15 protein-coding genes and 2 pseudogenes are annotated in these 14,737 nt (G+C 59.5%); 8 read left to right on the top strand and 9 right to left on the bottom strand.

The features are described 5' to 3' along the window. Positions 1-92: 92 nt before the first annotated feature. On the bottom strand, positions 93-935 hold the full coding sequence (locus ACYZTR_RS09785; RefSeq protein ID WP_461978391.1) for a PhzF family phenazine biosynthesis protein: 843 nt from the start codon (positions 933-935) through the stop codon (positions 93-95). Positions 936-968: 33 nt separating this feature from the next. Next, the gene (locus ACYZTR_RS09780; RefSeq protein ID WP_461978389.1) at positions 969-1,667 is read right to left on the bottom strand and encodes a glutathione binding-like protein; all 699 of its coding nucleotides are present in this window, start codon (positions 1,665-1,667) and stop codon (positions 969-971) included. A 355-nt stretch (positions 1,668-2,022) separates the two neighbouring features. Between ACYZTR_RS09780 and ACYZTR_RS09775 the strand changes: the two genes are divergently transcribed. After that, positions 2,023-2,697: a histidine phosphatase family protein gene (locus ACYZTR_RS09775; protein ID WP_461978387.1), complete on the top strand. Its 675-nt coding sequence runs from the start codon at positions 2,023-2,025 to the stop codon at positions 2,695-2,697. A 50-nt stretch (positions 2,698-2,747) separates the two neighbouring features. Here the strand turns inward: ACYZTR_RS09775 and mnmH are convergent, their stop codons facing one another. After that, positions 2,748-3,845 carry a tRNA 2-selenouridine(34) synthase MnmH gene (mnmH, locus tag ACYZTR_RS09770; RefSeq protein WP_461978385.1) on the bottom strand — a complete coding sequence of 366 codons (1,098 nt, stop codon included), beginning with the start codon at positions 3,843-3,845 and terminating at the stop codon, positions 2,748-2,750. Next, positions 3,845-4,879, bottom strand: a complete 1,035-nt coding sequence (gene selD, locus ACYZTR_RS09765) for a selenide, water dikinase SelD (protein WP_461978383.1) — start codon at positions 4,877-4,879, stop codon at positions 3,845-3,847. The genes mnmH and selD overlap by 1 nt, the downstream gene beginning before the upstream one ends. Before the next feature lie 85 nt (positions 4,880-4,964). Between selD and ACYZTR_RS09760 the strand changes: the two are divergent. From ACYZTR_RS09760 to ACYZTR_RS09750, 3 genes and pseudogenes are all read left to right on the top strand, one after another. After that, positions 4,965-5,054: pseudogene (locus ACYZTR_RS09760) on the top strand (nucleoside-specific channel-forming protein Tsx); the annotation flags it as partial. Positions 5,055-5,292: 238 nt separating this feature from the next. Further along, a complete protein-coding gene (locus ACYZTR_RS09755; RefSeq protein ID WP_461978381.1) occupies positions 5,293-5,520 on the top strand; it encodes a DUF6555 family protein in 228 nt (75 codons plus the stop codon). Positions 5,521-5,558: 38 nt separating this feature from the next. Continuing rightward, on the top strand, positions 5,559-5,837 hold the full coding sequence (locus ACYZTR_RS09750) for a hypothetical protein (protein ID WP_461978379.1): 279 nt from the start codon (positions 5,559-5,561) through the stop codon (positions 5,835-5,837). Between the two features lie 26 nt (positions 5,838-5,863). Here ACYZTR_RS09750 and ACYZTR_RS09745 read toward each other — a convergent pair whose 3' ends face one another. From ACYZTR_RS09745 to ACYZTR_RS09735, 3 genes are all read right to left on the bottom strand, one after another. Then, entirely contained in the window at positions 5,864-6,028 is a 165-nt protein-coding gene (locus ACYZTR_RS09745) for a metallothionein (RefSeq protein WP_140680239.1), read from the bottom strand. 72 nt (positions 6,029-6,100) lie between these two features. Then, positions 6,101-6,556 carry a DMT family transporter gene (locus ACYZTR_RS09740; RefSeq protein WP_461978376.1) on the bottom strand — a complete coding sequence of 152 codons (456 nt, stop codon included), beginning with the start codon at positions 6,554-6,556 and terminating at the stop codon, positions 6,101-6,103. After that, on the bottom strand, positions 6,556-7,050 hold the full coding sequence (locus tag ACYZTR_RS09735; protein WP_461978374.1) for a DMT family transporter: 495 nt from the start codon (positions 7,048-7,050) through the stop codon (positions 6,556-6,558). Before ACYZTR_RS09735 ends, ACYZTR_RS09740 begins: the two co-directional genes overlap by 1 nt. 113 nt (positions 7,051-7,163) lie before the next feature. On the opposite strand from ACYZTR_RS09735, the gene ACYZTR_RS09730 reads away from it, so the two are divergent. After that, positions 7,164-8,099, top strand: a complete 936-nt coding sequence (locus tag ACYZTR_RS09730; protein WP_461978372.1) for a LysR family transcriptional regulator — start codon at positions 7,164-7,166, stop codon at positions 8,097-8,099. Positions 8,100-8,136: 37 nt separating this feature from the next. Here the strand turns inward: ACYZTR_RS09730 and ACYZTR_RS09725 are convergent, their stop codons facing one another. Further along, complete coding sequence (locus ACYZTR_RS09725; protein WP_461978370.1) at positions 8,137-9,477, bottom strand: methyl-accepting chemotaxis protein; 1,341 nt, start codon at positions 9,475-9,477, stop codon at positions 8,137-8,139. Between the two features lie 185 nt (positions 9,478-9,662). After that, the gene (locus ACYZTR_RS09720; protein ID WP_461979640.1) at positions 9,663-10,979 is read right to left on the bottom strand and encodes a Na+/H+ antiporter family protein; all 1,317 of its coding nucleotides are present in this window, start codon (positions 10,977-10,979) and stop codon (positions 9,663-9,665) included. Positions 10,980-11,172: 193 nt separating this feature from the next. Here ACYZTR_RS09720 and ACYZTR_RS09715 point away from each other — a divergent pair. From ACYZTR_RS09715 to ACYZTR_RS09705, 3 genes and pseudogenes are all read left to right on the top strand, one after another. Continuing rightward, a pseudogene (locus ACYZTR_RS09715) lies at positions 11,173-12,462 on the top strand (methyl-accepting chemotaxis protein); the annotation flags it as partial. Positions 12,463-12,564: 102 nt separating this feature from the next. Then, positions 12,565-13,320, top strand: a complete 756-nt coding sequence (locus ACYZTR_RS09710) for a methyl-accepting chemotaxis protein (protein WP_461979638.1) — start codon at positions 12,565-12,567, stop codon at positions 13,318-13,320. 139 nt (positions 13,321-13,459) lie between these two features. Further along, positions 13,460-14,719 (top strand): IS256 family transposase, encoded by a 1,260-nt coding sequence (locus ACYZTR_RS09705; protein ID WP_461972851.1) that lies wholly within the window; start codon positions 13,460-13,462, stop codon positions 14,717-14,719. Positions 14,720-14,737: the final 18 nt, after the last annotated feature.

The raw sequence follows: 14,737 nt of genomic DNA, 5'->3' as shown, positions 1-14,737 counted from the left end.
ATCAAAGAACACGGTTGCAGGTTTTACGACCGCTTCGCCCGAATGCGGCCCTAACCGAATGCAGCCTCGCAGGTTCGGCAGCTGCTTGCCTCTTAAAGCGTCAGGGTTCCGCTGATGCAGGTCACCACCGCGCCGCCGATCCAGATCTCGTCGCCCACTTGCTCGACCTGAATGCACCCGGCGCGGCCCATCGTCAGGCCCTGGCTGACCACATAGGAAGACGGCGCCAGTCCTTCGCTGAGCAGCCATTGGGCAATCCCGGCGTTCAGGCTGCCGGTAGCGGGGTCTTCCGGCATGCCGTCGCCGGAGATAAACGCCCGCACTTCGAACTGTGCACCATCGCCATCGCGCTCGGGATGCCAGGGCGCGATGACACCGACGGCCAGGCCAAGCATTTGCGAATGATCCGGTTGCAGGTCCAGCACCTGCTGGCGATCCTCGACCATCACCGCCAGCCAGCCGGCGCCGTTATCGACCCACTGGGCCCTGATAATCGCGCCCTGCTCCAGCCCGAGCCCTGACCGCACACGCTCCTTCAAGTCGGCGTCCACCGGCCCGGTTTTGATCAGAGGCGGCGCGAGAAAGGCCAGCTCCGTGCCCTGTCGACGAACCCGCACCAGCCCCACCCCGCACTCCTGAATGATGTCTTCGCCCTTGGGCACGCCACCGGCCTCAAGCCAGGCATGGCAGGTGCCCAGTGTCGGATGTCCGGCGAATGGCAATTCGTTCAGGGTGGTAAAGATCCGTACCCGGTAGTCGGCGCGGGGGTCGCGCGGCTCGAGTATGAATGTGGTTTCACTGAGGTTGGTCCAGCTGGCAAACGCCGCCATGCGCTCATCGCTGAGCTCATCGGCGCCGAACACTACCGCCAGCGGATTGCCCTTGAGTGCAACGCGGCTGAAGACATCTACTTGCTTGAAATCGAATGAGTGCATGGCCTGCCTTGGTCTTGATCAAATCGACGTGTATTACTTGGGGATTTCCAGCCCGCGCATCACCGCCGGCCGCGCCAGGAAGCGCTCCAGCACCCGCGTGACGTTCGGGAAGTCCTTGATGCCCACCAGCTCTCCTGCCTCATAGAAGCCAATCAGGTTGCGCACCCAGGGGAAGGTCGCGATGTCCGCGATGGTGTAACGCTCGCCCATGATCCAGTCGCGACCTTCCAGGCGGTTATCGAGGACATTGAGCAGGCGTTTGCTTTCATCAACGTAGCGGTCGCGCGGACGTTTGTCCTCGTAGTCCTTGCCGGCAAATTTGTTGAAAAACCCGAGCTGACCGAACATCGGTCCGATGCCGCCCATCTGAAACATCAGCCACTGAATGGTTTCGTAACGCGCTGCCGATTCCTGGGCCAACAATTGCCCGCTCTTGTCGGCCAGGTAGATCAGAATCGCCCCGGATTCGAACAGCGCCAAGGGTTGGTCCCCCGGACCGTGGGGATCGAGGATCGCCGGGATCTTGTTGTTGGGGTTCAGCGAAAGAAATTCGCGGGACATCTGTTCATTGGTATCGAAGCCCACCCGATGCGGTTCATAGGGCAGTCCGATCTCTTCGAGCATGATCGAGACCTTGACGCCGTTGGGTGTTGGCAAGGAGTAAAGCTGGATCCACTCGGAATATTGCGCCGGCCATTTTTGGGTAATCGGGAACGCGGACAAATCGGTCATGGGAAGGATCCACGAGAAAATTGAGAGTGACGATCATAATGTGAGCGGCCGAAGAACGGCGACCTTTTGGCGTAATTGATATCGCTGATGAACATGATCAAAAGATTGCAGCCTGCTTCTGCTCCACTACGTGTAACGTGTCCATAAATTCGCAACATCCTGTCGATAACCTAAGCGCCCACCCGTTCAAGGTTATCGGTACCGCCGGAATCGAACCAATTGGGTAACACAGGACTCTGAGCACCGCCCCTTTGAAACCGACCGACTTAACGACATGGAAAACACCCGACGCAGGAATTTCGCGGTGTAAAGGTTTGTCAGCCTTAACCGAATGCGCTGAAGATCACCTATTCAAATGATGAACCTTTTGAAACTCGTCAATCGCTTCAAACATCTCGCGTATGTCGTCCTGCCCTCCCTGGTGGCGGCCAGCGCGCTGTTCCTGTTCCTTGAGTCCCGCGAAAGCCGTGCTCAACCGGCAGACGGCACCCAGACGCTGGTATTCCTGCGTCACGCGGAAAAACCCGAAGGCGGCCTCGGCCAGCTCAACTGCCAGGGTCTGAATCGCGCCATCGACCTGGCCACCTTGCTGCCGGAAAAATTCGGCAAGGCCAATTACGTGTTTGCCGCCAACCCGACACGCAATGTCGAGGAAGGCGAACTGAACAATTCCTACAGCTACATCCGCCCCCTGATGACCATCAGCCCCAGCGCGATCAAACTCGGCTTGCCGGTGAACATCAATTTCTCGGCCAACGACACCAGCGACCTGGCGGATGAGTTGCTTCACGACAAGTATCACAACTCGGTCATCTACACCGCCTGGTCCCACGGCTACCTGCCCGAGCTGATCAACAAGGTCGCTGGAGAAGCCGTCGGCAAGAAACAGAACATCACCGATGACTGGGAGTCCAGCGACTACGACTCGGTGTACGTGCTCACCCTGACCTGGCACAACGGCAAGGCCAGCGTGCAGAGCCACGCCTACAAGCAAGGCCTGGATAACGGGCGCGAGACCTGTCCGACGTAAGTGTCGGCTGCAGCGGGTTGATCGGGCCGGCGGTGCTTTAACCCCTCAGCCTATTGGCTGCTGCGTTCTCGCAAGTATTCGAGCACGGCATCCAGCTCTCCGGCAAACTCAATGCGCCCCCCCTTCTTCTCCCGCTGAAACGCATACATCGGGTCGTAATACTCGCGAAGCAACCCTTCGATCCAGCCCCGATGCAGGTCCACTGCCCCACTGCTCGCCTGCGCCGCCAGCGCGTCTTCCATCAAAACCAACATCCGCCGATGGCGTTCACCGCCCAGACGTTTCTGGACATTGTTCAGGCTCTCCAGCAGGCGCTCGGAAAACAATGCAAATCCTTCATCGCCATGCACGCCGATGAACTCGGCACACAAGTCCACCACGTAATCGCGCAGGATCCGTTCGACCCGCCCTTCCAGGCTGTCTTCAAGCCAGACCATCGGAAACTGTTGCATGCCCTGAAAGAGCGGCAGCGGCAAGGCGCAACTGCCGACCATGCGACTCTCGTCTTCCAGCACAAACTGCCCGATGCCATGGGCACGCTTCTTCAGCACGTCCACCGCCAAGCGGTTTTCAAAATCGATGTTGCAGGGTTGGCCGGTGGCGCGTTTACCGAAACTGGAGCCGCGGTGATTGGCGTGACCTTCAAGGTCCAGCCCGTTGCTCAACTGCGTGAGCACTTCGGTTTTGCCAGTGCCGGTCATGCCGCCCAGCAAGACAAAATCACACTGGGCAAGCGCCTGATCGACCGTGTCGAGCAAGAAGGTGCGCATAGCCTTGTAACCGCCAGCGACTCGCGGATAGTCGATGCCCGCCTCGTCCTTGAGCCATTGCTGAACGATCTGCGAACGCAAACCACCGCGAAAACAATACAAATATCCATCAGGATGCGCCCGGGCAAAATCGGCCCAGGCCTGGATGCGAGCGGTTTTTATCTCACCGGACACCAACTGGTGCCCCAGCGTGATGGCGGCTTGCTGACCGTGCTGCTTGTAGCAAGTGCCAACCCGGTGCCGCTCGTGGTCATTCATCAACGGCAGATTGACCACACCTGGAAACGAACCTTTTAGAAATTCGACCGGCGCGCGGGCATCCATCATCGGCCGGTCGTTGAGGAAGATGTCGCGGTAATCGGTGGAGTCCATAGACATTAAACCACCTCAACCGCGTTGGTCTGTCGCTCGATCAGTTCACCGATCGGCTCAAGCGTCAGGCCCAGTTCGGCAGCCACTTTGAGGAAGTGTTCGTTACCTTCCGGGGTGACCGCAACCAGCAGGCCACCGCTGGTCTGCGGATCGCAGAGCACGCGTTTGTGCATTTCCTGAAGACGCCCCAGCTTGCTGGCGTAGCTGTCGAAATTACGCAGCGTCCCGCCCGGCACGCAGCCTTGGTCGAGGTAATACTCGACACCCGGCAAACGCGGCACCCGGTCGTACTCGATGCGAGCGGTTACGTTACTGCCGTCGGCCATTTCCACCAAATGGCCCAACAGACCAAAACCGGTGACGTCGGTCATCGCGGTGACGCACTCGAGTTTGCCGAAGCGGCTGCCGGGTTTGTTCAGGGTGCACATCCAGTCGCGGGCCAGGCCGATGTCGGCATGGCGTAACTTGCCCTTCTTCTCGGCGGTGGTGAGGATGCCGATGCCCAAAGGCTTGGTGAGGTAGAGCAGGCAACCGACGGTGGCGGTGTCGTTGCGCTTCATGTGGCGCTTTTGCACCAAACCGGTCACGGCGAGGCCGAATATCGGTTCCGGCGCGTCGATGGAATGCCCACCGGCCAGCGGGATCCCCGCTTCATCGCAGACCGAACGCCCGCCGCGAATTACTTCCCGGGCAATCTCCGGCGCCAGTACGTTGACCGGCCAGCCAAGGATCGCAATCGCCATCAATGGATCGCCACCCATGGCGTAGATGTCGCTGATGGCATTGGTGGCGGCGATGCGGCCGAAATCGAACGGGTCGTCGACGATCGGCATAAAGAAGTCGGTGGTCGACACCACGCCGCGTTCTTCATCGATGGCATACACCGCCGCGTCATCGCGCGAGGCGTTGCCGACCCACAGATTCGGGTCAAGGTTCTGCGCCCCGCTGCCGGCCAGAATCACCTCCAGCACCTGGGGAGAAATCTTGCAGCCGCAACCTGCGCCGTGGCTGTACTGGGTCAGACGAATCGGTTCGCTCATGTGGGGCATACCTCGTGAAGTCAATGCCGAGGAGTCTACATCAACGTCATCTCCCCGAGGCCCCGCGAATCCTTGACCAAAAGGGGATGGCAGCGAATTGAATTTTGGCGACGGTAACTTCCGCGCCCGTTCCGACGGCTGGGGTTACTACGCCGGCGTTGGCTATCAGTTCTAAGGTTTGTTTGAACCGGGTGGTTTTATGCTTGCAATGACGCGTCTTTCCAGGCACATCGGTGTCACTCAGGTCTGGGGGCGCGGCAAGGGCCATGGGCAGCAATCATTGGGGGTTTCAGAGAATGCAGGGTAACGAGCCACCCGTCTCGTCGCTACTGGCGGCATCCGTCTGACAATCCGAGTGAATTTTCCGCAACCCAAACGATCCTTGTATTACCACAGGGAGGAATACGGGCTCTATGAACAACGCAAAACTTTTCGTCATTGAATACACCCTTCATGGCGCACCCAAGTCTTTCATCATCCGCCTGGACAAGATGGATAACGCGGAGGCTTGGCATTGGGCGAGTTGCGACGCGGGGGTCGGACGAATCCCTCGCTTCGGCCGAGAGAAGGTGCAAAAAACCAGCAAGCCGATGGCTGAAAAATTCGGCGTGGAAAACGTCAAGTGGCGGTCGACGAATTAACGGATGGCGCGGCTTTGGACATTTGGAGGGATCGGCGCATGAAATCAACACAACTCACCAGCACGGCACACATCGACTACGGCCTCGATACGCTGTTCGGTCGAATCACCAAAAGCGCCGAGTGTCAGGTCGGCCTTGAACAAGTCGAGCATGACCCGACCCGCTTCGCACTGCGCATCCAGTCACCTATACCGCAAGATCTGGAACAGGCAAAAACGGTGTTGGTGAGGGTGGATGGACGACGACTCAATGGCATCATCCGCCATACCGAGCGGCTGGAAGATCAAAGCCTGAGACTGGAAGTGGAGCCCGAATAGGCCCCACATTCTGTGCGTGGCTGAGGTCAGCCCTTGGCGCACTTACAGCCCTTGCTGGCACATTCTTCGCCATGTTCGTGGTGCTTGGCGCAGGCTTCGCAGCAATAGTGCTTGCCGTGGCGCGCGATCGGATGTTCGCCCAGCTTGCACGAACATTTGGGGCAGTCGCATTTACTGTCACTGCTGATCATGTGTCTGACTCCATGGTTGTGGTCGTCCGGTTGCCGCGAATGCGGTCCGTATAACCAGTGTAGGAGCTTGCGTCAGGCCTGCCGCGTACTGCTGCGATACATGAACACCAACGCCAGCCCCAGACACACCATCGCCAGCATCCGGCTACTCGACAACTCGATCGCCGGATTGCCCAGCCAGCCGAAATTATCGATCAACATCCCCATGCCCAGTTGCCCGACGATCACCGCCACCGTCGCCACTGCCGTGCCGACCCTTGGCACCGCGCCGACCATCACCATCATGTACACCACCCCGAACAACGCACCGCTGAGCTGCCATTTCGGCACGTCCAGCAAACTCACGGCATGGGCCGGTTCGAAAAACACGATCAGCAGCCCGGTGACCACCGCGCCCACCACAAACGTGAGCAAACTGCTGCGCAACACGCCGACCGTTTCGCCCAGCCGCCCATTGATCGCCGCCTGGACACTCAACACCGCACCGGCGGCCACGACCACCGCCAACAAAATAATCAAATTCATCATCAACCCCGCGCGATCAGAACAAGTGCCGCGACAATCAGCAGCAAGGCCAGCCAACGCTCACCGTTGACCTTTTTGCGGGTGGCGCCGAACCAGCCGAAATGGTCGATCAACACGCTTTTGCCGACCTGCCCGGAGAGGATTGCGATCATCGTCATGGCAATGCCGATGTGCGGCGTGGCCAAGGTCAGCACGACCACGTACATCGGCCCCAGGAAACCACCGATCAATTGCCAGCGAGGCAGCTCATTCAAGGCGGGGCCCTGTTGCGGACCGCTGAACAGCAACAGCAAAAACAGAATCGCCGAGCCCACACCGAAGATGCTCAAGGTCGCCCACAAATGCCCGACCTGAACCCCGAGCGGCCCGAGCAAACCGGCCTCCACGGAAAGGCCCATGCCAGCCAGAATCACCAGCGGCAGCAGCAACAGCCGCAACCCTGGCCGGGTGCTCGACGAGGCGACAACGCCAACGTCGTCGATTGAAGAAGTGTGCATAGAGAAAACCTGCCTGAAGTAAACAATGGCGGGCATTATCGGCTGGCGAGCCTTTGCGATAAATGGGAGTATCATGACAACACTTTTGCGCAACTCGCACAGCAGGATTCGCCATGCACGGCCTCAATGAACTGGGATTCAAGGCACTTCGACTGTTTGTCGCCGTGCTCGACCACGGCAGTTTTTCTGAAGTCGCCCGCCGCGAAGGCTTGGCACCGTCTTCGATTTCGCGACAAATCCAGTTGATGGAACACGCCCTGAGCCAGCAATTGCTCTACCGCCACACCCGCGCCGTCTCGCCCACCGAAGCCGGGCGCATGCTCGGTCATCACGCGCGGCTGGTGCTGGTGCAACTTGAAGAGGCCGAACAGGCCCTGCAGGAACAGCAAAGCGAACCGAGCGGCCTGGTGCGGATCAATGCGCCCGTGGTGTTTGGCCAACGGCATCTGACGCCCTGGCTGGGGCAGCTCTGCGAGCGCTACCCGAAACTGCACCTGGATATCCAGCAGACCGACAGCTACGTCGACCCGCTGCAGGAAGGCGCCGACCTGCTGTTTCGCATCGGCCCGCTGCACGATTCGAGCATGCAGGCGCGCATTTTGGCGCCCCATCGTTTTCAAGTCGCCGCGAGCCCGGCCTATTTACAACGTCACGGCACACCGCAACATCCCGAAGAACTGGCAGCGCATCAATGCCTGGCCTACAAAGGCGTGACCGGTCAGCAACGCTGGTTTTTCCGCAAGGATCAGCAGGACTGGACGCCCTACTCGGTGAAGGGGCCGATCACCGGCAACCACGCCGACACCCTGACTCAAGCCGCCGAACAAGGCTTGGGGTTGGTGATGTTTCCGTCGTGGCTGATTGGTGAAGCGGTGCGCAACGGCACGCTGGTGCCGGTGCTCGGGGCGTATCAGGTGTCCAACAGCCTTGAGCCGCAGCAGATTGCCGTGCTCTGGCCCGGCAGCCGCCGGTTGTCGGTGAAGGTGCGGACGGTGATCGATTTCTACGTCGAGTGTTTTGGGGCCGTACCGTATTGGGACAGGCCGTAATGTCTGTCGGCACTACAATTCCTGTGTACCGGTGCAATCAAATGCGGAACTGCCCGACCAGTTTGCCCAGGCGCTGACCAAGGTCAGCAAGGCTGCGGGAGGTCTGGGCGCCGAGTTGGGTTTCATCGGCAACGCTGTCCACGGCCACGGCGATCTGATGCACGCTGCGGTTGGTCTGTTCGGCAATCGAACGGATCACCCCAAGCACGCTAACAATCGACGACACGTCTTTTTGCAGGCTATCGAGAGACACGCCGCTGCTGCGAATGTCGTCGACCAACGCATGAATCTTCACGATGCTGCCGGCTACCACGCGCTTGGCCGCCTGGCCTTCTTCGTCGGTCTGCTGGGCAGCCACCGCCGCGTTTTGCGCACTCTTCGCCACTTCCTGGGCCGCCGCCGACATTTGGTTGATCGCTGTGGCGACCTGATCGGTCTCGTGACGCTGACGTTCCATCGCCTGATCCGAACGCTGCGCCTGGTCGGAGACCTGATTCACCAGCCCGGTCAGTTGCGAGGTCATTTCGGTGATCTGGCGCACCAGGCCGTGGATTTTGTCGACGAAGCGGTTGAACGAGCCGGCCAGTTCGCCGAGTTCGTCCTGGCTGGTGATGGTCAGGCGACGCGTCAAGTCGCCCTCGCCCGCCGCGATGTCATCAAGGTTGGCTTTCATCAGGTTCAGCGGACGCAGGATGGTGTTGGCCAGCAGCAGCCCGGCGGCGGCGATCACCAACAGCACCACCACAGCAATCCCGACGATGCTCAGCACCACGCCTTGCATGCGCTCCTGAACCTTGGCCTCAACCAGCGCGACTTGCGCTTCGATGCCGTCAAGGTTCACCGAAGTACCGACGGCCATGTCCCACTTCGGCAGGTATTCGGTGTAGCTGAGTTTAGGCACCAGCACTTGGGTGTTGCCGGACAGCGGCGAGCTGTATTGCAGGTCGTGGGTTCCGTCCTTGGCAACTTTCACCAGGTCGCGATTGACGTAGACGCCGTTCGGATCGCGGTTGTCCTTGAAGCTCTGGCCCACGCCTTCAGGGCTGCTGGCCTTGAACAGACGAACGGTGTTGGAGTCGTAGCCGAAGAAGTAACCGTCCTTGCCGTAAGTGATGCTCGACAGCAGCTTGACCACCTGGGCCCGCGCTGCGTCATCACCGGGGGCGGCCGCATCGTAGAGCGGTTTGATCGTGGTCATGGCCACGGCGACGTAGCTTTGCAGCGTCGCCTTGGCATCGCTGAGCAGGCGCTGGCGAGTTTCCTCGACTTCCTTGCGGGCCTGCTCCTGCAGAATGAACAGCGTGGTCAGGCTGATGACCAGCGCAAAGAGCAACACCGGGAGGACGGCAAGGGACAGGACTTTAGCCTTCAGGCTCATGGCGTGGTTAAAGGCTTTAACGGCATGCCGGATCAAAAGTTGAATGCGGTGACAGGACCATTGATCGTTCCCACGCTCTGCGTGGTAATGCCTCCTGTGACGCTCTGCGTCACGCTGTTGGGACGCGGAGCGTCCCGGGCTGCATTCCCACGCAGAGCGTGGGAATGCTCAGTACGAGAGCAGGTTTACAACACCATCGCGGCCACCCAACCAAACACCAGCAACGGAATGTTGTAGTGCAGGAAGGTCGGCACCACGGTGTCCCAGATGTGGTGATGCTGGCCGTCGATGTTCAGACCGGAAGTCGGGCCGAGGGTCGAGTCTGAGGCTGGCGAACCGGCGTCACCCAAGGCGCCGGCAGTGCCGACGATGCTAACGATCGCCAACGGGCTGAAGCCCAGCTGCACGCACAACGGCACGAAAATCACCGCCAGAATCGGTACGGTGGAAAACGACGAGCCGATGCCCATGGTCACTAACAGGCCCACCAACAACATCAGCAACGCGCCAATGGCTTTGCTGTGGCCGATCCATGAAGCCGAGGTTTCGACCAGCGTTTGCACTTGCCCGGTGGCTTTAATCACTTCACCAAACCCGGACGCGGCGATCATGATGAAGCCGATCATCGCCATCATCTTCATGCCTTCGGTAAACAGATCATCGGTGTCGCGCCACTTCACAATGCCCGAGACCGAGAAGATCAGGAAACCCATCAGCGCGCCGATGATCATCGAGTCCAGCAGCAGCTGAATGATGAACGCCACCGCGATGGCCAGACCGGCGACCATCAGGCTCAGCGGGTTGTACTGCACCGCCACCTGTTCGACTTGCTCGATCTTTTCCAGATCGTAGACGCGCTTCTTGCGATAGCTGACGAACGCTGCCGCGAGCCCGACGACCATGCCCAATGCCGGAATACCCATGGCATGGGTGACGTTGATGCCGCTGATGTCCACGCCGCTACGGGCGACGTTGGCCAGCAGGATTTCATTAAGGAAGATGTTGCCGAAACCCACGGGCAGGAACATGTACGGCGTAATCAAACCGAACGTTATGACGCAGGCAATCAGCCGGCGGTCCAGCTGCAGCTTGGTCAGGACATACAACAGTGGCGGTACCAGCAACGGAATAAAGGCGATATGTATCGGCAAGATGTTCTGGGACGCGATGGCCACCACCCACAGCAAACCGATCAACAGCCATTTGACCTGGCGGCCACCGCTGGCGTGCTGGCGGTCGACCATCAGCAAGGCTTTGTCTGCCAGGGCATGAGCCAGGCCGGACTTGGCAATGGCCACGGCAAAAGCGCCGAGCAACGCGTAGGACAACGCGACCGTCGCGCCGCCACCGAGGCCGCTGTTGAAGGCTTTCAGTGTCGCGTCGATGCCCAGGCCACCGGTCAAACCACCCACCAGCGCGCCTACGATCAGCGCGATTACTACGTGCACGCGGGACAGGCTGAGGATCAGCATGACGCCGACTGCGGCAATTACAGCATTAATCATCGTTACCTCAAGGCAAACGGAATGAGCCCGGCCGGCAGTCTGCAAAGAGCCGCCAGCGGATTAAAGAGAGGGTTTTATTAGAGGGCGCGCACTTTGAAGGAAGCCGCCGCAAGCTGCAAGCCTCAAGAAAGCCGATTTGTTGCCGCTACAGTGCAAAGCCTCAGATATATATCGAATAAAGGACGTCTCCATGTCGCTCAGACAACTTTCCATTCAATGGAAAATCACCCTGCTGGCTGGGCTTTGCCTGGCGGCAATCGTGACCCTGCTGGTGGGTCTTTCGCTGTATCGCATGGAGCACAGCTCCGCACTGGTGAAAGCCTCGAGCATGGAGATGCTCACCGAAGCCGCCCAGGCCCGGATCGAATCCCAGGGTGAAAACCAGGCGCTGGGGATTCGCCAGCAGTTCATGGACGCCTATCAATATGGCCACGGCTTTTCGCGTCAGGTGCTGTTCCTGCGCGACCAGGCCGAGAAGCGCTTCCTCGATGCCTTTGACCTGCGTGAAGACCTGACTCGTCAGGTCAAGTCGGCCCTGCAAGCCAACCCGGAACTGCTCGGTCTGTCGCTGGTGTTCGAAGCCAATGCGCTGGATGGCAAGGACGATCTGTTTGCCGGTCAAGCGCAGCTGGGCAGCAACGACAAGGGCCGCTTCGCCCTTTATTGGTCGCAACCGACACCGGGCAAGGTAACGTCCATGGCGCTGCCCGAAAGCGACATGGCCGACACCCGCACTGGCCCCAGCGGCGAGCCGGCCAACGCTTGGTTTACCTGCCCGCGCACGACCCTCAAGCCCTGCGTGATCGAACCCTACTTCTACGTGATCGATGGCCAGAATGTGCTGATGACCAGCATCGTTTTCCCGCTGATGGTCAACGGTAAAGTCATCGCTTCGCTGTCGGTGGACATCAACCTCAACAGCCTGCAAGCCATCAGCCAAGGCGCGAGCAAGAAGCTCTATGACGGCCAGACCAACGTCAGCATCATCAGCCCGGTCGGTTTGCTGGCCGGCTACAGCCCGGACGCCAGCAAGCTCAGCCAGCGCCTGGATACCGTGGACAAAACCAACGGTGCCGAGCTGGTCCGCCTGCTCGCCGCCAGTAGCAAGACCGAAAGCCTGCACAATAATCAACAGCTCAAAGTGCTGTCGCCGTTCCAGCCAATTCCCGGTGGCAAGGCCTGGGGCGTATTGCTCGAGGTGCCGGAGAAAGTCCTGGTCGGCCCGGCCGAAGCGCTGAAAAAACAACTCGATGACAGCAACACCGCCGGCACCCTGATCGAACTCGGCCTAGGTGTGCTGGCCGCGTTGATTGGCCTGTTGCTGGTGTGGCTGATGGCCCGCAGCGTGACCAAACCGATCCTTGGTGTGGCACACATGCTCGAAGACATTGCCAGCGGCGAAGGCGATCTGACCCGCCGCCTGGCCTACGACAAGCAGGACGAACTCGGCCAACTGGCCGGCTGGTTCAACCGCTTCCTCGACAAGCTGCAACCGATCATCGCCGAGGTCAAACGCTCGGTGCAGGACGCCCGCAGCACGGCGGATCAATCGTCCGCCATCGCCACGCAGACCAGCGCCGGCATGGAGCAGCAATACCGTCAGGTGGATCAGGTCGCTACCGCGTCCCACGAAATGAGCGCCACCGCTCAAGACGTCGCTCGCAGTGCAGCGCAAGCGGCACAGGCGGCGCGGGATGCGGATCAGGCAACCCGTCGCGGTTTGACCGTGATCGACCGCACCACCACCAGCATCGACAACCTCGCCGCCGACATGAGCGCGGCGATGGTTCAAGTCGAAGGCCTGGCGGCCAACAGCGAGAAGATCGGTTCGGTGCTGGAAGTGATTCGGGCCATCGCCGAACAGACCAACCTGCTGGCGCTTAACGCCGCCATCGAGGCCGCTCGTGCCGGTGACGCCGGACGCGGTTTTGCCGTAGTGGCCGATGAAGTGCGCAACCTCGCACGCCGGACCCAGGAGTCTGTCGAAGAAACCCGTCTGGTGATCGAGCAGCTGCAGAGCGGCACTCAGGATGTGGTCGGTTCGATGAACAACAGCCATCGTCAGGCTCAGGGCAGTGTCGAACAGGTGGGCCAGGCGGTGACGGCGCTGCGACAGATTGGTGAGGCAGTGACGGTGATCAGCGACATGAACTTGCAGATTGCCAGTGCCGCAGAGGAGCAAAGTGCGGTGGCTGAGGAGATCAACAACAACGTGGCAACCATTCGGGATGTGACGGAGTCGCTGTCGGAGCAGGCCAATGAGTCGGCGCGGGTGAGTCAGTCGCTCAATAGCCTGGCGAATCAGCAGCAGAGTTTGATGGATCAGTTCAGGGTGTAAATGATCGTTCGCTCCGCGTGGGAATGCCGCCAGGGACGCTCCGCGTTCCGTTTTGGGATGTGACGCAGAGCGTCACGGGATGCATTCGGGAGTGTCATAAATTTTGTGTTCGGGCATATCATGTTGAAGAGGTGCATGTATGCCGACTAAGAAAAAACCGGCCCGTGAGGCCACGCGAGACCTTCCAGCCATTCCAAAAGAGCTGATTGATCAGTTCGTAAACGGCCCGATGAGTGCAGAAGCCATTCAGGACGCCTCGATGGCGTTCAAAAAAGCGCTGATCGAGCGGGTGCTTGGTGCGGAGTTGGGGCACCACCTGGGCTACCCTCAGGGCGCGGAGCGTCCTGAGGATTCGAGTAACCAGCGCAACGGCAAAAGCGGCAAAACCGTGCTCACCGATGACGGCCCGTTGCGCCTGGACATCCCCAGAGACCGGGATGGCAGCTTTGCTCCGATCCTGATCCCCAAGCACGAACGCCGTTTTACAGGCTTCGATGACAAAATCATTGCCATGTATGCCCGCGGCATGACCGTTCGCGAGATTCGTGCATTCCTCTCGGAGCAATACGGGACAGACGTCTCCCCTGACTTCATCAGCTCAGTCACCGACGCTGTTCTGGAAGAAGTCAGTACTTGGCAGCAACGCCCACTTGAACCCATGTATCCGGTCATTTTCTTCGATGCGCTGCGGGTCAAAATCCGTGACGAGGGGGTGGTTCGCAACAAGGCAATCTACTTGGCCCTGGGCGTATTACCGGACGGTACCCGAGATATTTTGGGCATCTGGATTGAAACTACCGAGGGCGCCAAGTTCTGGATGAAGGTTTTCAATGACCTCAAGACCCGAGGCGTCGAAGACGTTTTGATCGCGGTAACTGATGGCTTGAAAGGGATGCCAGAAGCCTTGAGTGCGGTGTTCCCTGAGACGACGTTACAGACTTGTATCGTCCACTTGATCCGCAACAGCCTTGATTACGCGGCTTGGGACAAGCGGCGTGAGCTGGCCAAAGCGCTGAAGCCGATCTATCAAGCGCTCAACGCTGAAGTTGCCGAGCAAGCTCTAGAGGCGTTCGAGGCTGGACCTTGGGGCAAGCAATATCCAACGGTAGCTGCGGCCTGGAGACGCGCTTGGGACCGAGTCATCCCATTTTTCGTTTTCCCGCCAGCCATACGAAAAGTGATCTACACCACCAACGCCATCGAGAGTATCAATGCTCAGTTGCGCAAGATCATCAAGACAAGAGGCCACTTTCCAACTGACGAAGCTGCGACGAAATTGATTTGGCTTGCACTGCAAAATATCACCGCCAATTGGGGCACTGCGGCCCACGATTGGAAGAGCGCCATGAATCAATTTGCGATTTTGTACGGAGATCGATTCAGCAGGCCGAGCTATTGAAATGAAGGTCTGCCTGAC

The organism is Pseudomonas sp. Hz4 (assembly GCF_054898165.1).
Note: the sequence above shows the minus strand (reverse complement) of the source record. Positions and strands in the feature narration are given on the sequence as shown.